Genomic DNA, 23,923 nt, shown 5'->3' with positions numbered 1-23,923 from the left:
GAAGGGGCGCGGACCCGGACGTCCCGGGTGCGCGCCCCTTCGGCGTGGGATGGTGCGGGTCAGCCGATCGGCAGGCCGCCGGCGCCCAGCGGCAGGCCGCCGAGCAGGCCGGTGACCGCGCCCAGCGGGGTGGCGCCGAGGGCGCCGGTGGCGGCGTCGGTCGGCAGGTTCTGGGTGGCCTGGCCGGCCGCGCCGGGGAGGGTCTTGACGCCCTGGTCGAGGCCCTGGCCGAGGGCGCCCTGGCCGGCGGCGAGGGACTCGCCGGCGCCGTCGGGCAGCTCGGTGAGACCGTCGCCCAGCGGGGCGAGCTGGGTCACGGAGCCCAGCGCGTCGGCGCCGTCGAGCGGTGCCGGGAGCGGGGCCGCGGAGGCCGTGCCGGCGGCGGCAGCGACGAATGCGGCACCGAGGGCGGCGACACCGAGCTTCTTGGCGGCAGACTGCTTCATCTGAAAATCTTCCTTGGCTTGGGGGCTGAGCTTCGGGACATCAGGAAAACAGATCCGGAACAGGGGAATCCGGATATGCAGAGCAGCTCCGCAAACTAACCGCCCCGACTCCGCTCCGCAAACACCGAAAAGCCGCCGGGTGTCGCGCATCCCGGCGGCTCTCCCCGCTCCCCGACGCCCTTTCTCAGCCCTCCTGATCGGAAGACGCGCTGGTCGTGGCGGTCTGCCGGAAAAGCCACTCGGACTTCAGTTCGGCATATCCGGGCTTGATCACGTCGTTGATCATGGCCAGCCGTTCATCGAAAGGAATGAACGCTGATTTCATCGCATTGACCGTGAACCACTGGAGGTCTTCGAGCGTGTAGTCGAACGCGTCGACCAGCAGCTCGAATTCCCGGCTCATGCTGGTGCCGCTCATCAGCCGGTTGTCGGTGTTCACCGTCGCCCGGAAGTGGAGCTTGCGGAGCAGCCCGATGGGGTGCTCCGCGTACGAGGCGGCGGCACCGGTCTGGAGGTTGGAGGTGGGGCACATCTCCAGCGGGATCCGCTTGTCGCGGACGTAGGCGGCGAGCCGCCCGAGCCGCACCGAGCCGTCCTCGGCCACCTCGATGTCGTCGATGATCCGGACGCCGTGGCCGAGCCGGTCGGCGCCGCACCACTGGAGCGCCTGCCAGATCGAGGGCAGGCCGAAGGCCTCGCCGGCGTGGATGGTGAAGTGGTTGTTCTCCCGCTTGAGGTACTCGAAGGCGTCGAGGTGACGGGTGGGGGGATAGCCGGCCTCGGCGCCCGCGATGTCGAAGCCGACGACGCCGTCGTCGCGGTAGCGGTTGGCGAGTTCGGCGATCTCCAGGGCGCGGGCCGCGTGCCGCATGGCGGTGAGCAGCGCGCCGACCCGGATCCGGTGCCCGTTGGCACGGGCCCGCCGCTCGCCCTCCCGGAAGCCCTCGTTGACCGCCTCGACGACCTCCTCCAGGGTCAGGCCGGCCTCCAGGTGCTGCTCGGGGGCGTACCGCACCTCGGCGTAGACGACCCCGTCCTCGGCGAGGTCGACGGCGCACTCGGCGGCGACGCGGAAGAGCGCCTCGCGGGTCTGCATGACGGCGCAGGTGTGCGCGAAGGTCTCCAGGTACCGCTCCAGGGAACCGGAGTCGGCGGCCTCGCGGAACCAGACGCCGAGCTTGTCGGGTTCGGTCTCGGGCAGCCTGGAGTACCCCTGCTCCCGGGCGAGTTCGATGATCGTGCCGGGGCGCAGTCCACCGTCGAGGTGGTCGTGGAGCAGCACCTTCGGGGCACGGCGGACCTGGTCCGCGGTGGGGACGTGGGATGTCTGGCTCGTCATTTCCGCACTCTAGCCCCTACGCGCGTAGAACGCGCCCTGTCGGCGCCGGATCCCTTCCGCTTCTTCGGGTGCGGGCCCCGGATTTCCCGGGTGCGCGGCGGGGGCCGGGCTGTCTACCGTGGCCGCATGGACACCGCAGCAGGGGCCGGCGCGCCCTCCGCCGAACTCGCCCGCGCCCGGGCCTTCCTGTCCGCCTTCGCCCGCCGGAAGGCGGCCCGGACGGTCGACTTCCCCGGCGGCTTCGCCGCCCTCGACGACGCCTACGCCCTCTCGTACGGCGACAACCACCTCCTCGTGGACGGCCCGACGGATCCGGAGCGGCTGCCCGACCGGGCCGAGGAGCTGCTGGGGCACCTGCCCCACCGCTCCGTCCAGGTGCTCGGCGAGGAGGCCGGGCGGGCCTGCGCGGAGCCGCTGGTCCGGGCCGGGTACACCCACTCCGAGGTGCTCGTGATGGTGCACACCGGGCCCGTGCCGGAGCACGGCGGCGCCCGCGAGGTGGAGCTGCCGGCGCTGCGCGGTCCGGTCGCCGAGAGCTGGCGGCGCTTCCTTCCCGAGGCCGGCGACGAGGTGGTGCGGACCCTGGTCGAGCGGCGGGCGGCCCGCCACCGGGGCGCCCCCGACGTGCGCTTCCTCGCCTCGCACGACACCTGGGGCGAGGTCGTCTCGTGGGCCGACCTGTACCTGGACCCGGCCACCGGCACGGCCCAGGTCGAGGACCTCGTCACGGCCGCGTCCCACCTCGGGCAGGGGCACGGCGGGGTGGTCCTGGACACGGCGCTGCGGCTCGCCGCCGAGGCGGGCTGCCCGACCCGCTTCCTGACGGCCTTCGCGGACGACTGGCCGCGTCACTGGTACGGACGGCGGGGCTTCGTCCCGGTGGACACCGTGCACTGTTTCGAACGCGCATAGACCGGAGGAAAGTTCACCCCGGCGGCGATACGTAACAGAGACCGCGCGTACGACTGCCGTACACCTCCGCTTCTGAGACTGTTCTGTCATGGCGCAGTACGCACTCGTGGGGACTGCCGACGGCCGGAGACCCCGGCTCGGTCGGCCTGTCGGGGTTTCACGGTCCGCGGCGGCGGTGGGGGGCGTGGCGCTGCTCCTGCCGGACGGGGAACCGGTGTCGGGGCGCAGGGCGTCGGCCCGGGCGCACGCGGCCCTTCTGCCGCTGGGACGTGAACTCGCCCGCGCGGGGCGGCCGGAGGGGCTGGTCACCCAGGTAGTGCGCTACCGGGGGCGGGGGTGGAACGGCACCGACGCGGAGCTCGCGGCGGACGCGTCCTGGGCCGTCGCCGAGGCGGTGCGGCGCTACGGCGACGTCCCGGTCTGCCTGATCGGCCACGGCATGGGCGCCCGGGCCGCGCTGCGGGCCGCCGGCCACCCGGCGGTCGGCGCGGTCCTCGCGCTGGCGCCCTGGCTGCCGGAGGAGGACGTGGCCGCCGAACCCGAGCCCGTACGGCAGCTGGTGGGGCGGCGGGTGCTCGTCGTGCACGGCACCAACGACTCCCGCACCGACCCCGAGCTGTCCTTCCGCTTCGCGGCCCGCGCCAAGAAGGCCAACCGCGAGACCTGCCGCTTCGAGGTGCACACCGACGGCCACGGGCTGCGCCAGTACGCCGACGAGGTGCGGGCGCTCGCCGCCGACTTCGTCCTCGGCGCCCTCTTCGGCCACCCGGTCGCCCGCCCGCTGACGGACGCCATGGCGGCCCCGCCGCCGATCGGCCTGCGGATGCCGCTGGCGGCGGGCTTCGGATCCGGGGCGCGCGGGCGGCGGAGGGCCTAGGAACTGTCGGCGCCCGGTCCGCCGGACGGGCCCGGGTCGTCCTGGGGCGGTCTCGACTCCTTCGGGAGGAGGTGGCCGCGGCGGCCCAGCAGGAACCTCTTGAAGGCGGCCACCGGGGGCGTGTCCGGGTGGCCGTCCAGCCAGGCCACGCCGATCTCGCGGACCGCCCGGGGCGCCGTGACGGTCAGTTCGACGACGCCGGGGCGGGCCACGGCCGGCGGCGGCAGGAGCGCCACGCCGAGGCCGGCGGCCACCAGGCCGCGCAGGGTCTCGGCCTCCTCGCCCTCGAAGGCGACCCGGGGCGTGAAGCCGGCCTCCGCGCACAGGTCGTCGGTGATGCGGCGGAGCCCGTACCCGGGTTCGAGGGTCACGAAGGTCTCCTCGGCGGCCTCGGCGAGCCGGATGCGACGGCGGCCGGCCAGCCGGTGGTCGTCGGGGACGACGAGCCGCAGCCGCTGTTCGTCGAGGCGGCGGCCGACGAGGTCGGGGGCGTCGGGCACCGGTGAGGTCAGGCAGAGGTCGAGCTCACCGGCGCGGAGCCGTTCGATCATCGCCTCGCCGTAGTTCTGGACGAGGGTGAAGCGGACCTTCGGGTGGTCCACGCGGAAGGCCCGGATCAGCGCCGGGACGGTCTCCGAGCCCATGGTGTGCAGGAAGCCGAAGGCGATCCGCCCCGCGGTGGGGTCGGCGTCGGCGCGTACGGTGTCGGCGGCCCGCTCGACCTCGGCGAGGGCCCGCTCGGCGGCGGTCAGGAAGCGGCGGCCCGCCGGGGTGAGCGCGACGGTCCGGCCGCGCCGGGCGAACAGCGCGACGCCGAGGTCCGCTTCGAGCCGGACCATCGCCCGCGACAGCGTCGACTGCGGCACGCCCATCTCGGCCGCCGCCCGGGTCACGTGCTCGTGCCGGGCGACCGCGGCGAAGTACGCGAGCCGCGGCGCGAGCAGCAGCCCCATGTCTTCTTCGTTACTGTTCGGTGACAGCCGCGGCTGTGACCTGTACTCATGCGACACAGGAACGATTACAGCAGATCCGTGCATTGGACGCATGAAGCGGAGCGTCCTACGTTCGTGGCATGCCTTCCGCCAGTACCAAGGCGGACGTGACACCCGCGTCCGCCGACACCCGCCTCGCCCCCGGCGCCCCCGGCCACCGCCGGATGAGCCTCGCGCTCTTCGCCGCGGGACTCGCCGCCTTCGCGCTCCTCTACTCCACCCAGGCCCTCCTCCCGGCGATCTCCGCCGAGTTCGGCGCGACCGCCTCGGCCGCCTCCTGGACCGTCTCCGCCGCGACCGGCGCGCTCGCCCTGTGCGTGCTGCCGCTCAGCGCGCTGTCGGAGCGCTTCGGCCGGCGCACGATGATGACCGCCTCCCTCGCCGTCGCCGTCGGCGTCTCGCTCCTGGTGCCCTTCGCGCCCAGCCTGGAGGTGCTGGTCGCACTGCGGGCGCTGCAGGGCGCGGCGCTGGCCGGACTGCCGGCCTCGGCGATGGCGTACCTGGCCGAGGAGGTGCGGCCCCGGGCGCTGATCGGCACCATCGGCCTCTTCGTCGCGGGCAACTCGATCGGCGGCATGAGCGGCCGGATCGTCACCGGCTGGGTCGCCCAGCTGTGGGGCTGGCGGGCGGGTCTGGCCGCCGTCGGCCTGACCTCGCTGCTCTGCGCGATCGCCTTCCGGGCGCTGCTCCCGAAGGCCCGCCACTTCACCCCCGGCACCCTGGACCCGAGGGCGCTCGCCGCCACCGTGAAGGGGCACCTGGCGGACCCGCTGCTGCTGCGTCTGTACGGGATCGGCGCGCTGTTCATGACGGTCTTCGGCGCGGTGTACACGGTGATCGGCTACCGGCTCGCGGAGGCGCCGTTCTCCCTGCCGCAGGGCGTGGTCGGCTCGATCTTCCTCGTCTACCTGGTCGGTACGGTCTCCTCGGCGGCGGCCGGGAAGCTGGTCGGCCGGCTCGGCCGGCGCGGGGCGCTGTACCTGGCGGTCTCCACGACCACCGCGGGCCTGCTGCTCTCGCTCTCCGACTCGCTGGCGGCGGTCCTCGCGGGCCTGGTCCTCATCACCGCCGGCTTCTTCGCGGGCCACGCGGTGGCGTCCTCCTCGGTGAGCCGGACCGCGAAGACCGGGCGCGCGCAGGCCTCGGCGCTCTACCAGTCCGCGTACTACCTGGGCTCCAGCGCGGGCGGCACGCTCGGCGCGATCGCCTTCCACACGGGCGGCTGGGCCGGGACCGTCGGGATCGGTCTGGTCGCGGTGCTCGGCGTCGTCTCGATCACCCTGTACGGGTCGCACAGCGCGCGCGTCGAGGCCCGCCGGATCCGTCCGGTGACGGCCTGAGCACGCCCGTGTGACCGTCCTGTCACGGCTCCGCTTCCGGTGCAACCGGAGCCCTCCCCCGGCCGTCCCCCATGTCAGGACTCTAGGGGGAGTTGACGATCATGAACCGATTCGCGAACCGGGCGGGGAAGAGAGCCGGCATAGCCGCCGGCCTCACCTCGCTGCTCGTTCCGGCCGCCCTGGTGCTGGGCGCCTCGCCGGCCCAGGCCGCGTCGTGCAACGTGACGACGGGCCCGTACCAGAAGCAGGTCGAGAAGTTCCTCGGCCGCACCGCCGACGGGCGCCAGTCGCTCGGCGACTGCCAGGCCATCCAGGCCTTCCAGCGCAAGCACGGCATCCTGCCGAGCGCCGGCTACGCCGGTCCGCTGACCTGGCGGACCATGGACACGATGAACCAGCAGAAGGCCGCCGGGACCAACCCCAACAAGGCCGGCAAGTGTCCGACCAACAAGGGCCGGATCGCCTGCGTGGACCTCACCCGCCAGCTCAGCTGGATCCAGGACGGTTCGCGCCTCAAGTACGGCCCGGTGCCGGTGCGCACCGGCAAGGACGGCACCGAGACCCGTACCGGCCTGAAGAAGATCTACTGGCGGAACATCAACCACTGGTCGACGCTGTACAACGTCTCCATGCCGTACTCGCAGTTCTTCGACGGCGGGCAGGCCTTCCACTCCACGACCAAGTCGATGTGGAACCCGCCGGGTTCCGGCGGCTGCGTCAACATGCGCTCGGCCGACGCCAAGGCGTACTGGAACCTGCTGCGCAACGGCGACGACGTCTACGTGTACGGGCGCAAGCCGGGAACCTGACCCCGGCTGTCGGTGCGCTGCGGTAGCTTCGCTCCCACCGGTGCCGAACGGGCGCCGGTGAGGGGTGAGTGGGGACGCGATGGGCGAGACCGCCGTGGTGACGACCGATGAACTCGACAAGTACCGGCGCGAATTGACCGGCTACTGCTACCGGATGCTCGGCTCCTCCTTCGAGGCCGAGGACGCGGTGCAGGACACGATGGTCCGGGCCTGGAAGGCGCTGGACTCCTTCGAGGGCCGGTCCTCCCTGCGGTCCTGGCTGTACCGGATCGCCACCAACGTCTGCCTCGACGCGCTCAGCGCGGGGAACAAGCGGGCGCGCCCCATGGACCTCTCCGGGCCGACGCCGGTCGCCCAGGCGCAGCTCGTGAAGCAGCCGGAGATCACCTGGCTGGAGCCGGTCCCGGACGGGCGCGTGATGCCGAGCGCCGGCGACCCGGCGGAGACGGCGCTGAACCGCGAGACCGTACGGCTCGCCTTCGTCGCCGCGCTCCAGCACCTCGCGCCCAAGCAGCGGGCCGTGCTGATCCTGCGCGAGGTCCTCGCGTGGAAGGCGAGCGAGGTCGCCGAGCTCCTCGACACCTCGGTCGCCTCGGTGAACAGCGCGCTCCAGCGGGCCCGGGCGACCATCGCCGAGCAGGCCCCCGCCGAGTCCGACGCGGCGAACCCGCTCGACGAGGAGCAGCAGGCGCTCCTGGAGCGGTACGTGACGGCGTTCGAGGGCTACGACATGCAGGCCCTGACCGCGCTCCTCCACGAGGACGCGACCATGACCATGCCGCCGTTCGACCTCTGGCTCCAGGGGCACGACGACATCGTGGGCTGGATGCTGGGCGTCGGCGACGTCTGCCGCGGGTCGAAGCTGGTCCCGACGGTCGCCAACGGCTCGCCGGCCTTCGCCCACTACCACCCGGACCCGGAGGGCGGTTACAGCCCGTGGGCCCTGATCGTCCTGGAGCTGCGGGACGGCAGGGTGGCCGGCATGGACTTCTTCCTGGACACCCCCCGCTGGTTCCCGCTCTTCGACCTGCCGGAGCGCCTGGAGGCGTAACTAGAGGACCTCGTCGAGGCCGGTGAGGCGGAGCAGGGCCGTGAGTTCGGGTCCCGCTCCGTCGAAGGTCAGCCGGTGGCCCCGGCGGCGGGCCGCGAGCGCCAGCCGGGCCAGGGCGTCGACGACGACGAGGCCGTACGCCTCCGGCGGGATCTCGCACCGCACCTCCCCGGGGGGCGCCGCGGCCAGCCCGGCGCAGAGCCGGGCGACCTCCTCGCGGGTCGGCGCGGCGGGCAGGGTCACGACGAGGGGCTGACTGGTGTCCACGAGGGGGTGACCGGCCGGAGTGCCGGAACTCATCGCGTGAGAGGCTCGTGATCATGACTTCTCAGCCTGTCGGACTGGTGATCTTCGACTGTGACGGCGTCCTGGTGGACAGCGAGCGGCTCTACTGCCGGGTGGACCGGGAGGTCTTCGCCGAGCTGGGCGCCGAGTTCACCGAGGCGGAGCTCGTCGAGCACTTCGTGGGCTCCCCGCACGAGATCTGGACGGCCCTCGTCGAGGAGCGCCGGGGCCGGCCCCTGGAACCGGGGTGGCAGGAGCCGTACCGCGTCCGGTACGAGACGGTGCTGGACGCCGAGCTGACGGAGGTCGAAGGGGTCACGGACGTCCTGGACGCGCTGGCGGTCCCGTACTGCCTCGCCTCCAACGGCAGCCACGCCGAGATCCGCCGCAACCTCACCCGCACCGGCCTGCTGGACCGCTTCGACGGCCGGATCTTCAGCGCCCGTGACGTCGCCCGCGGCAAGCCGGCCCCGGACCTCTTCCTGCACGCCGCCGCCACGGCGGGCGTCCCGCCCGAGCGCTGCGCGGTGGTGGAGGACAGCCCCTACGGCGTCCGCGCGGCCCGCGCGGCGGGCATGCGGGCGTACGGCTACGCGGGAGGGCTGACCCCCGCGCACCGGCTGGAGGGCCCGGACACCGTGGTCTTCGAGGACATGCGGAAGCTGGCGGGGCTGCTGGCTCTCAGCCGGTAGGGAACTCGGCGGTGTCGAGGGTGAGGTCGAAGGGGGCGGGGAGGTGGATCCTCTCGCCGAACGGAGCGGCGTTCAGGACGCGGTAGACGTCGCCCGTCGGCTGCCCGTACAGGGTGACGGTGGGGCCGCCCGGCGCCCAGCGGTCGACCAGGAGGTAGAGCGGTACGCCGGCCGTCGCGTAGCCGGCGGCCTTCGCGATGCGGTCGTGGTTCGCGTTCGACTGCGAAGTGATCTCCACGACCAGCTCCGCTTCCGCGGCGGGGATGGAGTGGCCGTCGAACTCTCGCAGTGCCGCCTTGGGCGCGACCAACAGGTCGGGGATGTACATACCCGCGCGTGCGGGAATCGCGACGGCCTGCGTCTGATAGACGCCCAGGTCATCCGGAATCACCCGGTACAACCTGCACTGGATCTCCTCCGCGATGCTGTTGTGCTGGTTGGCGGGTGACGGTGCCACGGTGATGATCCCCTCGATGATCTCCACCTTGCAGCCCTCGGGCCAGTCCATCTCGTGCCAGAGGCGGACGACGTCGTCCCAGCCCTGCCCGGCCTCGACAGCGAGTGCGCTCACGGTGTGCTCCTCATTCGGTCGTCACCGATCCCAGCATGCCGAACGGGACCGGTGGGGGTCCACCGGCCCCGTTCGCCCGAAGGTGTCACCGGCACATGCCGGAGCCGTTACGCGATGCGGTCCAGGACGATCGGGGTCGCCGTGAAGTCGGTGCCCGCCGGGGCGATGTCCCAGGCGCCCTCCAGGGAGCCGAGGGCGTAGTCGAACTTCTCCGGGGTGTCCGTGTGGAGGGTCAGCAGGGGCTGGCCCGCCGTGACCGTGTCGCCCGGCTTGGCGTGGAGCTCGACGCCCGCGCCGGCCTGCACCGGGTCCTCCTTGCGGGCGCGGCCGGCGCCGAGGCGCCAGGCGGCGATGCCGATGTCGTACGCGTCGAGGCGGGTCAGGACGCCGGAGGACGGGGCCGTGACGACGTGCTGCTCGCGGGCGACCGGGAGGGTCGCGTCCGGGTCGCCGCCCTGCGCCGCGATCATCCGGCGCCAGACGTCCATCGCCGAGCCGTCCCTGAGCGCCTTCGCCGGGTCGGCGTCCTTGATGCCGGCCGCGGCCAGCATCTCGGCCGCGAGGGCGATCGTCAGGTCGACGACGTCCTGCGGGCCGCCGCCGGCCAGGACCTCGACGGACTCGCGGACCTCCAGGGCGTTGCCGGCGGTGAGGCCGAGCGGGGTCGACATGTCGGTGAGGAGCGCGACCGTCCGCACGCCGCTGTCGGTGCCCAGCGCGACCATGGTGGAGGCCAGCTCGCGGGCGTCCTCGATGGTCTTCATGAAGGCGCCGGTGCCGACCTTGACGTCGAGGACGAGGGAGCCGGTGCCCTCGGCGATCTTCTTCGACATGATCGAGGAGGCGATGAGCGGGATCGCCTCGACGGTGCCGGTGACGTCGCGGAGCGCGTACAGCTTCTTGTCCGCGGGGGCCAGGCCGTCGCCGGCCGCGCAGATGACCGCGCCGGTGGTGTCGAGGACGTGCAGCATCTCCTCGTTGGAGAGCAGGGCGCGCCAGCCGGGGATGGACTCCAGCTTGTCGAGGGTGCCGCCGGTGTGGCCGAGGCCGCGGCCGGAGAGCTGCGGGACGGCCGCGCCGCAGGCGGCGACGAGCGGGGCGAGCGGGAGGGTGATCTTGTCGCCGACGCCGCCGGTGGAGTGCTTGTCGGCGGTGGGGCGGGAGAGCGCGTCGAAGTTCATGCGCTCGCCGGAGGCGATCATCGCCGCCGTCCAGCGGGCGATCTCGTCGCGGTTCATGCCGTTGAGCAGGATCGCCATGGCCAGGGCCGACATCTGCTCGTCCGCGACGGTGCCGCGGGTGTAGGCGTCGATGACCCAGTCGATCTGCTCCGGGCTCAGCTCGCCCTTGTCCCGCTTGGTCCGGATGACGGAGATGACGTCCATGTCGTGGTGCCTCTTTCTACGCGCATAGAGGGGGGAACGGGAGGAGCGGCCCCTCCCATCGTGCCGGAAGGGCCGCTCCGAGGTGCTACTTGGCGAGATGGTCCGGGCCGAAGGCCTGCGGCAGCATCTCCGCCAGGGTCAGGAACCCGGCGGGTGTCTCCAGGACGAGCTCGGGGCCGCCGAACTCGTACAGGAGCTGCCGACACCGGCCGCAGGGGACGAGCGACTCGCCCCGGCCGTCCACGCACACGAAGTGGGTGAGCCGGCCGCCGCCGGTGGCCTGGAGCTGCGAGACCAGGCCGCACTCGGCGCAGAGGCCGAGCCCGAAGGAGGCGTTCTCGACGTTGCAGCCGGAGACCGTCCGGCCGTCGTCGACGAGGGCGGCCGCGCCGACCGGGAAGCCGGAGTACGGGGCGTAGGCGCGGGCCATCGCCTCGCGCGCCGCGACCCGCAGGGCCTCCCAGTCGGACTCGGTCGGGGCGGTCGTCACTTGCCCTGGCCCTTCCGGTAGGGCAGACCGTCCGCCTTCGGCATCCTCAGCCGCTGCGCGGACAGGGCCAGCACGAGCAGGGTGGTGATGTACGGGGCGGCGTCGACGAACTGGCTCGGGACCTGGTCGGTGAGCGCGTACCAGAGGAAGAAGCCGACCGCGAAGACCGCGGAGATCACGGCGGGCACGTACCTCTTCTTGTACAGCTGCCAGGCGGCGGCGAGCACCAGGAGGATCGCGACGAGCAGCAGCAGCGCGTGGACGTTCTCGGCGCCGCCGCGGATCTTGAGGCTGTCGGTGAAGCCGAAGAGGCCGGCGCCGAGCGCCATGCCGCCGGGCATCCAGTTGCCGAAGATCATCGCGGCGAGACCGATGTAGCCGCGGCCGCCGGTCTGGCCCTCCTGGTAGATGCCGGTGGAGACGATCGCCAGGAACGCGCCGCCGAGGCCCGCGAGGGCGCCCGACATGGTGACGGCGATGTACTTGTACTTGTAGACGTTGACGCCGAGGGACTCGGCGGCGACCGGGTTCTCGCCGCAGGAGCGCAGCCGCAGGCCGAAGGCCGTGCGCCACAGCACCCACCAGGTGGCGGGGACCAGCAGGATCGCGACGACCGTCAGCAGCGACAGGTTGGTGACCAGGCCGCCGAGGATGCCGGCGAGGTCCGAGATCAGGAACCAGTGCTTCTGCTGGAGGTCCATCAGCCAGTCCGAGAGCCCCGGGATGGTGATGTCGGTGATCGGGTCGATGCGCGGGGACTGCTTGGAGGAGCCGCCCTCGGCCTCGGCGAACGTGAAGTTCGACAGGTACTGGGTGAAGCCGACCGCGAGGATGTTGATCGCCACACCGGAGACGATGTGGTTCACGTTGAAGGTCACGGTGATGATCGCGTGCAGCAGACCGCCGATCGCACCGCCGAGGAGGCCGACGACGACACCCGTCCACGGACCCCACTGGTAGCCGGCCCAGGCGCCGAACCAGGTGCCGAGGACCATCATGCCCTCGAGGCCGATGTTGACCACGCCCGCGCGCTCGGACCAGAGGCCGCCGAGGCCGGCGAGGCCGATCGGGATGGCGAGCTGGAGGGCGCCGGAGACCTGCCCGACGGAGGTCAGGTCGTCGGCGCCGGAGACGACGCGGACCAGCGAGAAGAGGACGAGGCCGGCCGCGACGATCAGCAGGATCCACGGCCAGGTCAGCTTGCGGCGCCCGGCCTTCTTGGGTGCGGCGCTCGGCTTGGCGACAGTGCCGGTGCTCATGCCGAGACCTCCTTGTCGGTCTTGATGGCACCACCGGCGGCGAGCTCCTCGCCGACCTTCTGCTGCTGGCGGCGGGTGCCGTAACGGCGGACGAGTTCGTAGGAGACGACCACGGCGATCACGATGATGCCCTGCATGATCTGCGTGATCTCCTTCGGGTAGCCCTCGACGTCGAGCGACGAGGAGGCCTTGTCGAGGAACGCGAAGAGCAGGGCCGCGAAGAGGATGCCGACCGGGTTGTTGCGGCCGAGCAGGGCGATCGTGATGGCGGTGAAGCCGACGCCGACCGGGAAGGACAGGCTGTACGTGTGGGTGTCGCCGAGCAGCGTGGGCATGCCGGAGAGGCCGGCCAGGCCGCCGGAGATGAGCATCGAGGTGAGGATCATCTTCTTGGCGTCGACGCCGCTGGCCTGGGCCGCGGACTCGCTCTCGCCGGTGGCGCGCAGGTCGAAGCCGAAGCGGGTGCGGTTGAGGACGAACCAGTAGACGACGCCGAGGGCGAGGGCGACGAAGGTGAAGCCGTAGATCTCGCCGTTGCCCTGGCCCATGTCGATGCCGGGGAACCAGCCGGACTCGGAGATCTCACCGGTGGTGAGGTCGTTGGAGCCCGCGGGCTGGACGCCGAGGTTCTTCGGCAGGATCAGCCAGGCGATCAGGGAGGTGGCGATGGCGTTGAGCATGATCGTCGAGACGACCTCGGAGACGCCCCGGGTGGTCTTGAGGATGCCGGCGATGCCGGCCCAGAAGGCACCGGTGAGGGCGGCGACGACCACGATCAGCAGGATGTGCAGCGGACCGGGCAGCTCGACGGAGGCGCCGACCACGGCCGAGACCATGGCGGCGAGGCGGTACTGGCCGTCGACGCCGATGTTGAAGAGGTTCATCCGGAAGCCGATGGCGACGGCCAGGGCTGCCAGGTAGTAGATCCCCGTCTGGTTGACGATGAGGACCTGGATGTCCGAGTACCCGGCGTTCTCGATCATCAGCTGGATCGGCTCGATCGGGTCGAGACCCGTCGCGAGCAGCACCAGCATGGTGAGCACGAACGAGGAGACGAGCGCGAGCACCGGGCCGGCGGCCCCGATGAGCAGCTTGTCCTTGTCGATCTTCATCATCGGGCGTCACCGTCTTCGGACTGCTCGGACTGCTCGGACTGCTCGTCGCCGCCTTCGAGGCGGCCGGTGGCCGCGCCGGTCATGGCGGAGCCCAGCTGCTCGGGCGTGATGGTGGCGGGGTCCGCGTCCGCGACGAGCTTGCCGCGGTACATGACCCGGAGGGTGTCGGAGAGGCCGATCAGCTCGTCGAGGTCGGCCGAGATCAGCAGGACGGCCAGGCCCTCGCGGCGGGCGTCCCGGATCGCGTCCCAGATCTGCGCCTGCGCGCCGACGTCCACACCGCGGGTGGGGTGGGCGGCGATCAGGAACTTGGGGGCGTGGCTCATCTCGCGGCCGACGATCAGCTTCTGCTGGTTGCCGCCGGAGAGGGAGGCCGCGGTCACGTCGATGCCCGGGGTGCGGACGTCGTACTCGCGGACGATCCGCTCCGTGTCCTTGCGGGCGGCCTTCGGGTCGAGGATGCCGCGCCTGGAGTTGGGCGCCTCGGTGACGTGACCGAGGATCCGGTTCTCCCAGAGGGGGGCTTCCAGGAGCAGGCCGTGGCGGTGGCGGTCCTCGGGGATGTAGCCGATGCCGCCCTCGCGGCGCTTGCGCACCGAGACCTTGGAGAGGTCCTCGCCGTCGAGGGTGATGACGCCCGCGTCGGGGGTGGCCATGCCCATCAGGGCCTCGATGAGCTCGGTCTGGCCGTTGCCCTCGACGCCCGCGATGCCGAGGATCTCGCCCTTGTGGATGGTGAGCGAGATGTCGTCGAGCAGCTTGCGGCCGGCCGCGACCTCCTCGTGGACGATCGTCGTGCTCGACGGGTCCGCGGGGGCGGCGGTGGTCAGCGGGGCGCCGGTGGCGCCGCCCTCCAGGAGGGTCAGCCCTCGGACCTGGAGCATCGCGACGTCCGTGACGGTCGACTCGCGGGTCTCCGGGGAGGGCAGCTCGCTGCCGACCATCAGCTCGGCGAGCTGCTTGGTGGTGGCGGTCTTCGGGTCGGCGGTGCCGACGGTGGTGCCGCGCCGGATGACGGTGATGTCGTCGGCGACCTTCAGGACCTCGCCCAGCTTGTGCGAGATGAAGATGACGGTGAGGCCCTCGGCCTTGAGCTCGCGCAGGTTGTCGAAGAGCGCGTCGACCTCCTGCGGGACGAGCACGGCGGTCGGCTCGTCGAGGATGAGGATCTGCGCGCCGCGGTAGAGGACCTTGAGGATCTCGACGCGCTGGCGGTCGGCGACGCCGAGGTCCTCGACGAGGGCGTCGGGGCGGACGCCGAGGCCGTACGCGTCGGAGATCTCCTTGATCTTCTTACGGGCCTTGGCGCCGATCCCGTACAGCTTCTCGCCGCCGAGGACGACGTTCTCCAGGACGGTGAGGTTGTCGGCGAGCATGAAGTGCTGGTGCACCATGCCGATGCCGCGCGCGATGGCGTCACCGGGGCTGGCGAAGGTGACCTGCTCCCCGTCGATGGCGATGGTGCCCTCGTCCGGCTTCTGCATGCCGTAGAGGATCTTCATGAGGGTCGACTTGCCGGCGCCGTTCTCGCCGATCAGAGCATGGACCGTGCCCTTGCGGACGGTGATCGCGATGTCCTTGTTGGCGACGACGCCGGGGAAGCGCTTGGTGATGCCGTGGAGTTCCACGGCGGGGGGGCTGGACGCGTTGATGACGCACTCTCCTTGGCCGAAAGGAGTGGGAGCGGAGGGCAGGGCGGGGCGAAGTTATCGTGCCGGTGCGACATCTACACGCGTAGCGCTGCCGAAAAGTGAAAACCCGTACGGGAATGGGCCCGGGGCCCGGTCCTGGTGGGAGTCCCACCGGGGCCGGGCCCGCGGGCAACTGGTCGTGCCGCGCGCCTTACGGGGCGGTCTTGACCGTGATCTTGCCGTCGATGATGTCCTGCTTCGCCTTGTTCACCGCGGCGATGAGGTCCGTCATCTCCTTGTACTTCGGGTTCGAGTCGGCGAGGCCGACACCGTCGGTGGCGAGGCCGTAGCGGACCTCACCGGTCTGCGGCTTGCCGTCCTTGACCGACTTGATCAGGTTGAAGACGGAGTCGGAGACGTCCTTGGTGACCGAGGTCAGGATCGAGTCCTTGTACTCGGCGAGACCCGCCTGGTTGTACTGGTCGGAGTCGACGCCGATGGACCACTTGCCGGCCTTGGAGGCGGCCTCGATCGCACCGGAGCCCGCGAGGCCGGCGGCGGCGTAGATCACGTCGGCGCCCTTGTCGAGCTGGCCCTGGGCGGCGGCCTTGCCGAGGTCGGGCTTGGCGAAGCCGTCGAAGTTCGGCGGCTGGGTCAGGTACTGGGTGAGCACCTTCGCCTTGGGGTTGGTGTCCTTGACGCCCTGGACGTAGCCCGCCTCGAACTTCTTGATCAGCGGGACCTCGACACCACCGATGAAGCCGACCGTGCCGGACTTGGACGCCTTGGCGGCGGCGACGCCGGCCAGGTAGGAGCCCTGCTCCTCGTTGAAGACGAGGTTGGCGATGTTCTTGCCGGTCACCGAGGTGTCGTCGATGATGCCGAAGGTCGTGTCCGGGAACTGCGCGGCGACCTTCTTGACGGCCGGGGCGTAGGCGAAGCCGACGCCGATGACCGGGTTGTTCCCGGCGCGGGCCAGCGAGGTGAGGCGCTGCACCTTGTCCGCGTCGCCCTCGCCGGACGACGGCTCGGCCTCGGCGCCCTTGACGTCGAGCTCGTCCTCGGCCTTCTTCAGACCCGCGTAGGCGGCGTCGTTGAAGGACTGGTCGCCGCGGCCGCCGATGTCGTACGCGATGGCGGCCTTGGACGCCTTCGAGTCGGAGCCGGAGCCGCCCTCGTCGGAGGACTTGCCACAGGCGGTGACGGAGAGCGCGAGCGCCGCGGAGGCGATGCCCACGGTGGTGATCCTGGTGATCCGGCGCAAGAGGAGGGTCCCTTCAAGACTGACCGAAAGCGCCTCTTCCGGCGCTGGCTTTGCGGCGATCGTAACGCGCGTAGATGTCAGTTAAAGACCCGTTCATGAGTCGTTACCGTATCGACGCGAACCCACGGTCAGAGTACCCGTACACACTTCGCGATCAAGGCGCAACCCCGTGTCATCAGCCGAGATGGGGCGCCGCCCCCTCCCGTGGCGGGAGGGGGCGGCGCACGGTGCGGCCGGTGCCGGACGGGGCCGGACGGTCGCCGGGCGGTGTCAGGCCTCGTCGCCTCCGGCGTCGATCAGCGCGGCGGCGGTGAAGAGCTCCACGGCGGTCTGGATGCACTGCTCGTCCACGTCGAAGTCCCCCGCGTGCAGGTCGCGGACGCGCGCGTCGCCGGGGGTGCGGACGCCGAGCCGGGCCATCGCGCCGGGCACGTGCTCCAGGTACCAGGAGAAGTCCTCGCCGCCGAGGCTCTGCTCGGTGTCCTCCACCGAGTCGAGGCCGCGGCGGGCGGCCATGGCGTCCCGGAGCAGCTCCACGACCACCGGGTCGTTGACGACCGGGGGGACGCCCCGCACGTAGTTCACGGTGGACTTGGCGCGGTGCAGGGCGGCGACCTCGTCGACGGCGGCGTGCACCAGGTCGGGCGCGTCGCGCCAGGCCGGCAGGTCGAGGCAGCGGACGGTGCCGGACAGCTCGGCGTGCTGCGGGATGACGTTGGGCGCGTGCCCGGCCTCGATCCGGCCCCAGGTAAGGGAGAGACCGGAGCGGGCGTCGACCCGGCGGGCGAGCACGGCCGGGACGTCGGTGGCGATCCGGGCGGCGGCGGTCACCAGGTCGGTGGTGAGGTGCGGGCGGGCCGTGTGGCCGCCCGGGCCGTCCAGGGTGATCTCCAGGCGGTCGCAGGCCGAGGTGATGGGGCCGGTGCGGATCCCGATCCGGCCGGCGTCGACCTTGGGGTCGCAGTGGACGGCGATGATCCGGCCGACGCCGTCGAGGACGCCCGCCGCGACCGCGTCGGCGGCGCCCCCGGGCAGCACCTCCTCGGCGGGCTGGAAGAGCAGCCGCACCGGGCGGGGCAGCCGGCCCTCGCGCGCGAGCTCGGCGAGGACCAGGCCGGCGCCGAGGACGGTGGTGGTGTGCACGTCATGGCCGCAGGCGTGGGCGCGGTTGGGCACGGTGGAGCGGTACGCGACGGTCTTGGCGTCCGGGATCGGCAGGGCGTCGAGGTCGGCGCGGACGGCGAGCATGGGGCGCCCGCCGTCCCAGGTGCCGATGTCACAGATGAGTCCCGTGCCGCCTGGGAGTACGCGCGGCGCGAGGCCGGCCGCCTCCAGGCGGGCCTTGAGCGCGGCGGTGGTGCGGAACTCCTGGTTGCCGAGCTCGGGGTGCATGTGCAAGTCCCTGCGGAAGGCGATCAGTTCGCCGCGCAGGGAGGAGGACAGCTTTCCGGGCAGGGTGACGGATCCGGGCTCACGGGACTTCAACTGGTTCACCCTTTGAAGCGTAGGCCCATCCGGTGATCAACTGCCCGTTGATCTCCAAAAGTTCAGCCCGTTAGGGGAAAGAATCTCGGTTTACCGCGCATGGGCCACGCTCCGTGTGGGTAAGCTCACCCGATTTCGCGCCGGGCGGCCGCCCCCGAGCCGGTCGGCCGTCGCCACGAGCCGGGCGGCCGTCCACGGACCGGCGGGACGGTTCCGCGCCGGTCGCCCGGATGCGCGCCGGTCACCCGAATTCGAGCCGGTCGACCGCGGAACCGCCGCGCGGGGTGAGCCGGTCCGCCCCCGACGCCGTGCCGGCGACCCCCGCGAGGAAGCCCTGCGCCCTCGGCGAGGCGGTGGCCCTGAGCCACTCGGGCGCGATCTCGCAGACCGCGACCTTCACCCCGGTGCCCGCCAGGGCGAGCGGCAGGGTGTGCACGACGGTGGACGGGAAGCTGACGACGGTGGCGCCGATCGGGCCGCGCCGGGCGATCAGCTCCAGCGGCAGCTCGGGGCGGACCACCTGGAGCCCGGTCTCGACCGCGATCCGGTGCAGCTTCTCCGGGGTCTCGCGGCGGTGGGCGAAGTAGCGGGTGGCGCCGTGGGTGCGGGCGAGCTGCCCGACGACCCTCAGGTAGTGGTCCGCGTCGACCACGCCGGTCTCGACGAGCGAGGTGCCCACGAGGTCGGCGCCGCCGGTGAGCGCGGGCGGTCCGAAGCGCTCCCGGGTCCACGCGTAGGAGTTCTCGGTGACCTCGGTGCCGGGCGGGGCCTGGACGGGCAGCGAGGTGAAGATCTCGACGGTTCTGCCGGGTCCCGGGGCGAGCCGGCGCCGGGCCAGCGAGGTGACCGGGGCGAGCAGCAGCTCGCGCGGCCCCAGGTCGCCCTTGCGGTGCCAGCGGACCAGCCGCTCCCCGCCCGCGAGCTGGGCGGCGAACTCCATGGTCGCGGTGCCGTCGTCGACGACCGTGACGTGCCGGGGCCCGAAGAGGGTGAGCAGCAGCTGTACGTAGCGGGAGAACGGGTCGCCGACGATCACCCGCTCGGCGGAGCGCAGCGGCCCGCCCAGCTCCCGCAGGGTGCGCACCAGCGCTCCGCGGCCGGCCCGGGCCTCCTGCCAGTGCACCGTGAACCCCTCGTCCCGGGCGAGCTGCGCCATCCGGCGCAGCTGACCGCGTGACATGGGGTCGGTCGGCGAGAGGACGACGATCCGGAGGTCGCCGAGGGTGCCGGTCGGGCCGGGGGCGGGGGCGGCACCGGGGCCGGACACCAGGGCGGAGGCCGCCGCGGTGTCCGGCTCGGGGGTGGGCGCGGGGGCGGCGGCCGGGACGGGCCCCCGGCCGCGCGCGTGCACCCACTCCAGGACGTTCAGGAGCTGGACGGGGCTCTCGACGAACGCCAGCCGGCCGGTCATACGGTGGCGGGCGCCTGGACGCGGCGCAGCTTCTTCATCGGGCCGAGCTCCGACTCGTACACCTTCTTCACGCCGTCGCCGAGGGCGGTCTCGATGGTGCGGATGTCGCGGACGAGGCGCTCCAGGCCCTGCGGCTCGACGGAGGCGGCCTGGTCGGAGCCCCACATGGCGCGGTCGAGGGTGATGTGACGCTCGACGAAGGTGGCGCCGAGGGCGACGGCGGCGAGGGTGGTCTGGAGGCCGGTCTCGTGGCCGGAGTAGCCGATCGGGACGTTCGGGTACTCCTCCTGGAGCGTCTGGATGACGCGCAGGTTCAGCTCCTCGGCCTTGGCCGGGTAGGTGGAGGTGGCGTGGCAGAGCAGGATGTTGGAGCTGCCCAGGACCTCGACCGCGTGGCGGATCTGCTGCGGCGTCGACATGCCGGTGGAGAGGATGACGGTGCGGCCGGTGGCGCGCAGCTCGCGCAGCAGCTCGTCGTCGGTGAGGGAGGCCGAGGCGACCTTGTGGGCCGGGACGTCGAACTTCTCCAGGAAGGCGACGGCCTCGGTGTCCCACGGGGAGGCGAACCAGTCGATGCCGCGCTTCTTGCAGTGCTCGTCGATCCGGCGGTACTCGTCCTCGCCGAACTCGACGCGGTGGCGGTAGTCGATGTACGTCATCCGGCCCCAGGGGGTGTCGCGCTCGATGTCCCACTGGTCGCGCGGGGTGCAGATCTCCGGGGTGCGCTTCTGGAACTTGACGGCGTCGCAGCCGGCCTCGGCGGCCACGTCGATCAGCTTGAAGGCGTTCTCGAGGTCGCCGTTGTGGTTGATGCCGATCTCGCCGCAGATGTAGACGGGGCGACCGGGACCGGCGGTCTTCGGGCCGAGGGTGCGCAGACGGGTGCTCATGGTGGTGCTTCCTTCAGTTCGAGAGAGGGGTGGGGGTGTTCAGCTCGGGTCCGAGGAGCCAGGCGGCGATCTCCCGGATCGCTCCGAAGCCGCCCGGGGTGACGGTGACCGCGCGGGCCGCGGCCCGGACGGAGTCGTGGGCGCTGCCCACCGCGACGGGCCAGCCGACGAGGTGGAAGCAGGGCAGGTCGTTGACGTCGTTGCCGGCGTAGAGGACGCGCGCGGGGTCGATGGACTCGGCCTCGCACCACTCCTTGAGGGCGAGGTCCTTGCGGTCGATCCCGTGCAGGACGGGGATCTTCAGCTTCCGGGCGCGGGCGGCGACGACGGGGTTCTGTTCGGTGGAGAGGATCAGGACGGGCAGTCCGGCGCGGCGCAGGGCCGCGATGCCGAGGCCGTCGCCGCGGTGGGCGGAGACGAACTCCCTGCCCTCCGCGTCGAGGTGGACCCGGTCGTCGGTCTGGGTGCCGTCGAAGTCGAGGACGACCGCGTCGACGTCGGCGAGGCCGGGGGTGGCCGGCGTGTCGAGGAGCGGGGCGAGGGCCTTGGCGCGGGCCAGGTCGTGCGGGTCGTCGATCTCCAGGACGCGGGCCGGGTCGGTGACGACGACGGCGGTGCGGCCGAAGAAGCGGTGTCCGTGGGTACGGAACCCGGCCGCGTCCATCGCGTAGACGGCGCCGGTCTCCAGGTACTCGGGCTCGCGGTCCTGGCGGCGCGGCCGGTGCGCCTTGTCGTGGTTGACGCCGGTGGCGCCGTCGGGCGTCTCGCGCCAGAGGAAGCCGTGCGACGGGGCGGCGGTGAAGGCGGTGTCGGCGGCGCCCCCGGCGATCCGGGCGGCGGCCTCGGCGACCTCGGCGGAGGTGAGGAAGGGGCTGGTGCACTGGACGAGGAGGACCACGTCGGCGGTGCGGCCGTGGGTGGCCTCGAAGGCGTCCAGGGCGTGCAGGACGGCGGACTCGCTGGTGGCGGTGTCGCCGGCGAGGGCGGCCGGGCGTCGGACCGCCTCGGCGCCGAAGGAGCGGGCGGCGGCGGCGATGGCCTGGTCGTCGGTGGAGACGACCACGTCGGTGACGCCGACGGCGTCGAGGCAGGCGCGGACCGCCCGGCCGACCAGCGGGATCCCGGCGACCGGAGTGAGGTTCTTGGCGGGGACGCCCTTGGAGCCGCCCCGTGCGGGGATGACGGCGAGCACGGTGGGGCTCGGCTTCTTCGTGGGCATCACAGTTCTCCCAGGCGTCGGACGACGGGGGCCACGCGCTGCACGCCGTGGCGGTAGGCGCCGCGCGCCGCCTCGCGGACGATCCGGCGCAGCCCGCTGTCGCGGACCGGCGGCGCGGTGACGTCCAGGCGGTGGCGGGCGAGGATCCCCGGCAGGTAGCCGGGGGCCGTCTCCGCGGTGTAGTAGGGGCTGATCGGGGGCGGTTCGGGCAGCGCGAGGAGCTCGGCGACCCGTGCGCGGGCGGCGTCGAAGGCGGAGTCGTACGAACCCTCCGCCGCGACGCCCTGCCGGGACAGCCACTCCTCGTCGGGCTCGGGCACCTCGCCGCGGTCGAGCCGGTCGAAGGAGGTGAGGAGGCCGGAGCCGATGAAGTGGTGGTTGCCGTTGACCTCGCGGACCCCGCAGTCGGTGAGGATCGCGGTGGGGATCCGGCGGTGCAGGGCCTCCAGGGCGGCCGTGGAGGAGACGGTGACCAGCAGGTCGGTGCGGTCCAGGACCTCGCCCATGTGGCCGTACACCAGGCGGAAGTTGGCGGGCGGGTCCAGGTCGCGCACCAGCCTCTGGTACGGGTGCTCCTCCAGGTGCGTGGTGTGCTCGCCCGGCTTGGAGCGGAGCTTGAGGAGGACCTCGCGCTCCGGGTGCAGCCGGGCGTGCCGGACGAGGCGCTCCAGGACGTACACCCGCTCGTTCCGGGTGACCGGGACGGACGGCTGGGCGGCGAACACCAGGGTGCGGCGGCCCTCTTCGGGACGGTGCGGGGCACCGCCGAGGAAGGGCAGCGCGGCCTCGACGACCGAGTCGGAGCCCGCGCCGACCCCTTCGTACACGGCGCGGAACCGCTCCGCGTCGTGACGGGAGTTGGCGAGGACGACGTCGGCGCCGTGGCGCAGCAGCAGCCCGTCGGCCAGCTTCTCGTAGACCACGCCGACGTAGCCGGTGACGATCACGGGCCGCCGGTCGAGACCGAGGTCGGCGAGGCCCTGGAGGACGGCCCTGACGGTGCCGCCGACCAGCGCGAGGACCACGACGTCGTACCGCTCGCCGCGCGCCTCCGCGTCCCGCACCTCGCGCAGGAACTCCGCGCCGGTCACCTCGCGCGGGGCGGCCGTGGAGGCCCCCGTCTCGGCGAGCTGGCGGGCGGTGGGGGTGGCCCGGCCGCGGAGGACGAAACCGGTCGGCTCGCTTTCGGAACCGGGGGTCTCGTCGTCCGCCGCGGTGATGCGGCGCGCGGTGAGCGCACCCCATTTCCACCGGGTGTCGGAATCCGCGAGTACGGCGATCCGTACCGCTTCACTGGAACTTGCTGGCACGTCGAGGACGCTAGAAGGGCATTCCGGTCTACGGCCCAACTGAGTCGCAACAAACGGTGAACAGCACCTCTCGACGATCTGAAGCGGCCCGGGATTCAGCCGTTGGACGGCCCGAACTCCCCTTGGGTAAAGGCGGTTAATCAGCCCGCCGCTTCGTGTTCACCGAAAATCCCCCGGCCGGTCGGCGAAGCGGCCGGGGCGGCGCCTAGCGTCGGCCGCGTGGTCAAGCTCTCCGTCGTCGTGCCGTTCTTCAACGTGCAGACATACGCCCCCGACACCCTCGCCAGTCTGCGCGCCAACGCCCGCGACGACGTCGAGTTCCTCCTCGTCGACGACTGCTCGTCCGACGACACCCCGGACATCCTCGAACGGGCCGCGCGCACCCTGCCGGGCGCCGTCCTGATCCGGCACGAGCGGAACGAGGGACTGGCGACCGCCCGCAACACCGGCCTCGACGCGGCCCGCGGCACGTACGTCACCTTCCTGGACGGGGACGACTGGCTCGCCCCCGGCTACTACGGGCGGCTGCTCGCCGCCGCCGAAGGGCTCGGCTGCGACTTCCTGCGCACCGACCACACCTCGGTCACCGGCCGCGCCCGCTCGGTCCGCCGGGTGCCCGTCCCGCGCCGGAACGAGGTCCTCGACCCGCGCGGGGCGATCCTCCCCGCCCATCGCACCACCTCCGTGGACTACCCCTTCGCCTGGGCCGGGATCTACCACCGCCGGCTCCTCGACCGGGGTCTGCTGCATTTCCCGCACGGGCTGCGCACCGCCGAGGACCGGCCGTGGATCTGGCGGCTGCACCGCGAGGCGAATTCGTTCGCCGCCATCGGTGAACTCGGCGTCTTCTACCGGCGCGGAGTGGCGACCTCGCTCACCCAGATCGGCGACGTCCGGCAATTGGATTTCATCCGCGCCTTCGACCAGGTGGTGGAGGAGACGGCACGGGACAAGGACGCGGACCGGTTTCTCCCGAAAGCCGTCCGCACCTATTGCGCGGTGATCGCCCATCACGTCGGCTCCCTCGAGAAGTTCGAGCCCGAAGTGGCCCGGCAGCTGAAGGCGATGAGCGCGGGCGCGCTGCGCCGCATGCCGCGCGAGGTCCTCGACGAGGCGCTGACCGCGATGGGCGGCGACCGGGCCGCCGTCC

At 72.3% G+C, this 23,923-nt stretch carries 23 protein-coding genes; 7 read left to right on the top strand and 16 right to left on the bottom strand.

From position 1 onward, the window contains the following. Positions 1 to 59 precede the first annotated feature (59 nt). Both ACFQ8C_RS30035 and ACFQ8C_RS30030 read right to left on the bottom strand, forming a co-directional pair. The gene (locus ACFQ8C_RS30035; protein WP_383463386.1) at positions 60 to 446 is read right to left on the bottom strand and encodes a hypothetical protein; all 387 of its coding nucleotides are present in this window, start codon (positions 444 to 446) and stop codon (positions 60 to 62) included. A 184-nt stretch (positions 447 to 630) separates the two neighbouring features. Next, positions 631 to 1,785, bottom strand: a complete 1,155-nt coding sequence (locus ACFQ8C_RS30030; protein ID WP_383463383.1) for an adenosine deaminase — start codon at positions 1,783 to 1,785, stop codon at positions 631 to 633. 126 nt (positions 1,786 to 1,911) lie between these two features. Between ACFQ8C_RS30030 and ACFQ8C_RS30025 the strand changes: the two genes are divergently transcribed. Together ACFQ8C_RS30025 and ACFQ8C_RS30020 are read left to right on the top strand one after the other, a co-directional pair. Continuing rightward, positions 1,912 to 2,697, top strand: a complete 786-nt coding sequence (locus ACFQ8C_RS30025; protein WP_383463380.1) for a GNAT family N-acetyltransferase — start codon at positions 1,912 to 1,914, stop codon at positions 2,695 to 2,697. A gap of 88 nt (positions 2,698 to 2,785) precedes the next feature. After that, positions 2,786 to 3,574, top strand: a complete 789-nt coding sequence (locus tag ACFQ8C_RS30020; protein WP_383463377.1) for an alpha/beta hydrolase — start codon at positions 2,786 to 2,788, stop codon at positions 3,572 to 3,574. Here the strand turns inward: ACFQ8C_RS30020 and ACFQ8C_RS30015 are convergent. After that, complete coding sequence (locus ACFQ8C_RS30015) at positions 3,571 to 4,527, bottom strand: LysR family transcriptional regulator (RefSeq protein ID WP_383463374.1); 957 nt, start codon at positions 4,525 to 4,527, stop codon at positions 3,571 to 3,573. The two genes, ACFQ8C_RS30020 and ACFQ8C_RS30015, sit on opposite strands and share 4 nt — an antisense overlap. Before the next feature lie 119 nt (positions 4,528 to 4,646). On the opposite strand from ACFQ8C_RS30015, the gene ACFQ8C_RS30010 reads away from it, so the two are divergent. The 3 genes from ACFQ8C_RS30010 to ACFQ8C_RS30000 all read left to right on the top strand — a co-directional run bounded on the left by ACFQ8C_RS30010 (position 4,647) and on the right by ACFQ8C_RS30000 (position 7,766). Next, positions 4,647 to 5,906 carry an MFS transporter gene (locus ACFQ8C_RS30010; protein ID WP_383463372.1) on the top strand — a complete coding sequence of 420 codons (1,260 nt, stop codon included), beginning with the start codon at positions 4,647 to 4,649 and terminating at the stop codon, positions 5,904 to 5,906. 101 nt (positions 5,907 to 6,007) lie between these two features. Beyond that, the gene (locus tag ACFQ8C_RS30005) at positions 6,008 to 6,715 is read left to right on the top strand and encodes a L,D-transpeptidase family protein (protein ID WP_383463369.1); all 708 of its coding nucleotides are present in this window, start codon (positions 6,008 to 6,010) and stop codon (positions 6,713 to 6,715) included. 79 nt (positions 6,716 to 6,794) lie between these two features. Then, positions 6,795 to 7,766 (top strand): sigma-70 family RNA polymerase sigma factor, encoded by a 972-nt coding sequence (locus ACFQ8C_RS30000; protein ID WP_383463366.1) that lies wholly within the window; start codon positions 6,795 to 6,797, stop codon positions 7,764 to 7,766. On the opposite strand, the gene ACFQ8C_RS29995 is transcribed toward ACFQ8C_RS30000, so the two are convergent. Continuing rightward, positions 7,767 to 8,066, bottom strand: a complete 300-nt coding sequence (locus ACFQ8C_RS29995) for an STAS domain-containing protein (RefSeq protein WP_383463363.1) — start codon at positions 8,064 to 8,066, stop codon at positions 7,767 to 7,769. Positions 8,067 to 8,086: 20 nt separating this feature from the next. Here ACFQ8C_RS29995 and ACFQ8C_RS29990 point away from each other — a divergent pair, with 20 nt between their 5' ends. Next, positions 8,087 to 8,743: an HAD family hydrolase gene (locus ACFQ8C_RS29990; protein WP_383463361.1), complete on the top strand. Its 657-nt coding sequence runs from the start codon at positions 8,087 to 8,089 to the stop codon at positions 8,741 to 8,743. Here ACFQ8C_RS29990 and ACFQ8C_RS29985 read toward each other — a convergent pair. The 12 genes from ACFQ8C_RS29985 to ACFQ8C_RS29930 form a co-directional block, all read right to left on the bottom strand. Continuing rightward, on the bottom strand, positions 8,733 to 9,314 hold the full coding sequence (locus ACFQ8C_RS29985) for a Uma2 family endonuclease (protein ID WP_383463358.1): 582 nt from the start codon (positions 9,312 to 9,314) through the stop codon (positions 8,733 to 8,735). The two genes, ACFQ8C_RS29990 and ACFQ8C_RS29985, sit on opposite strands and share 11 nt — an antisense overlap. A 107-nt stretch (positions 9,315 to 9,421) precedes the next feature. After that, positions 9,422 to 10,699, bottom strand: a complete 1,278-nt coding sequence (locus ACFQ8C_RS29980) for a thymidine phosphorylase (RefSeq protein ID WP_383463355.1) — start codon at positions 10,697 to 10,699, stop codon at positions 9,422 to 9,424. 85 nt (positions 10,700 to 10,784) lie between these two features. Further along, a complete protein-coding gene (locus ACFQ8C_RS29975) occupies positions 10,785 to 11,189 on the bottom strand; it encodes a cytidine deaminase (protein ID WP_383463353.1) in 405 nt (134 codons plus the stop codon). Beyond that, positions 11,186 to 12,448, bottom strand: coding sequence for an ABC transporter permease (locus ACFQ8C_RS29970; RefSeq protein WP_383463351.1), 1,263 nt, complete (start codon positions 12,446 to 12,448; stop codon positions 11,186 to 11,188). The genes ACFQ8C_RS29975 and ACFQ8C_RS29970 overlap by 4 nt, the downstream gene beginning before the upstream one ends. Next, positions 12,445 to 13,563, bottom strand: coding sequence for an ABC transporter permease (locus ACFQ8C_RS29965; protein ID WP_383463349.1), 1,119 nt, complete (start codon positions 13,561 to 13,563; stop codon positions 12,445 to 12,447). Before ACFQ8C_RS29965 ends, ACFQ8C_RS29970 begins: the two co-directional genes overlap by 4 nt. Continuing rightward, positions 13,560 to 15,191 (bottom strand): ABC transporter ATP-binding protein, encoded by a 1,632-nt coding sequence (locus ACFQ8C_RS29960; protein ID WP_383463346.1) that lies wholly within the window; start codon positions 15,189 to 15,191, stop codon positions 13,560 to 13,562. Before ACFQ8C_RS29960 ends, ACFQ8C_RS29965 begins: the two co-directional genes overlap by 4 nt. Before the next feature lie 214 nt (positions 15,192 to 15,405). Further along, on the bottom strand, positions 15,406 to 16,458 hold the full coding sequence (locus ACFQ8C_RS29955; protein ID WP_383463343.1) for a BMP family protein: 1,053 nt from the start codon (positions 16,456 to 16,458) through the stop codon (positions 15,406 to 15,408). A 270-nt stretch (positions 16,459 to 16,728) separates the two neighbouring features. Next, a complete protein-coding gene (locus tag ACFQ8C_RS29950; protein ID WP_383463342.1) occupies positions 16,729 to 17,952 on the bottom strand; it encodes an amidohydrolase in 1,224 nt (407 codons plus the stop codon). Positions 17,953 to 18,184: 232 nt separating this feature from the next. Beyond that, positions 18,185 to 19,354, bottom strand: a complete 1,170-nt coding sequence (locus ACFQ8C_RS29945) for a hypothetical protein (RefSeq protein WP_383463339.1) — start codon at positions 19,352 to 19,354, stop codon at positions 18,185 to 18,187. Further along, positions 19,351 to 20,244, bottom strand: a complete 894-nt coding sequence (locus ACFQ8C_RS29940; protein WP_383463336.1) for an N-acetylneuraminate synthase family protein — start codon at positions 20,242 to 20,244, stop codon at positions 19,351 to 19,353. Before ACFQ8C_RS29940 ends, ACFQ8C_RS29945 begins: the two co-directional genes overlap by 4 nt. Positions 20,245 to 20,257: 13 nt before the next feature. Further along, entirely contained in the window at positions 20,258 to 21,463 is a 1,206-nt protein-coding gene (locus ACFQ8C_RS29935; protein WP_383463333.1) for a cytidylyltransferase domain-containing protein, read from the bottom strand. Beyond that, positions 21,463 to 22,773 carry a DUF6716 putative glycosyltransferase gene (locus ACFQ8C_RS29930; RefSeq protein ID WP_383463330.1) on the bottom strand — a complete coding sequence of 437 codons (1,311 nt, stop codon included), beginning with the start codon at positions 22,771 to 22,773 and terminating at the stop codon, positions 21,463 to 21,465. Before ACFQ8C_RS29930 ends, ACFQ8C_RS29935 begins: the two co-directional genes overlap by 1 nt. Before the next feature lie 219 nt (positions 22,774 to 22,992). Here ACFQ8C_RS29930 and ACFQ8C_RS29925 point away from each other — a divergent pair. After that, a partial coding sequence (locus ACFQ8C_RS29925; RefSeq protein ID WP_383463328.1) for a glycosyltransferase family 2 protein occupies positions 22,993 to 23,923 on the top strand: 931 nt, incomplete at its 3' end.

It is taken from the genome of Streptomyces sp. NPDC056503 (assembly GCF_042794995.1).
Taxonomy (GTDB): Bacteria; Actinomycetota; Actinomycetes; order Streptomycetales; family Streptomycetaceae; genus Streptomyces.
This window is presented reverse-complemented; position numbering and strand designations above follow the sequence as displayed.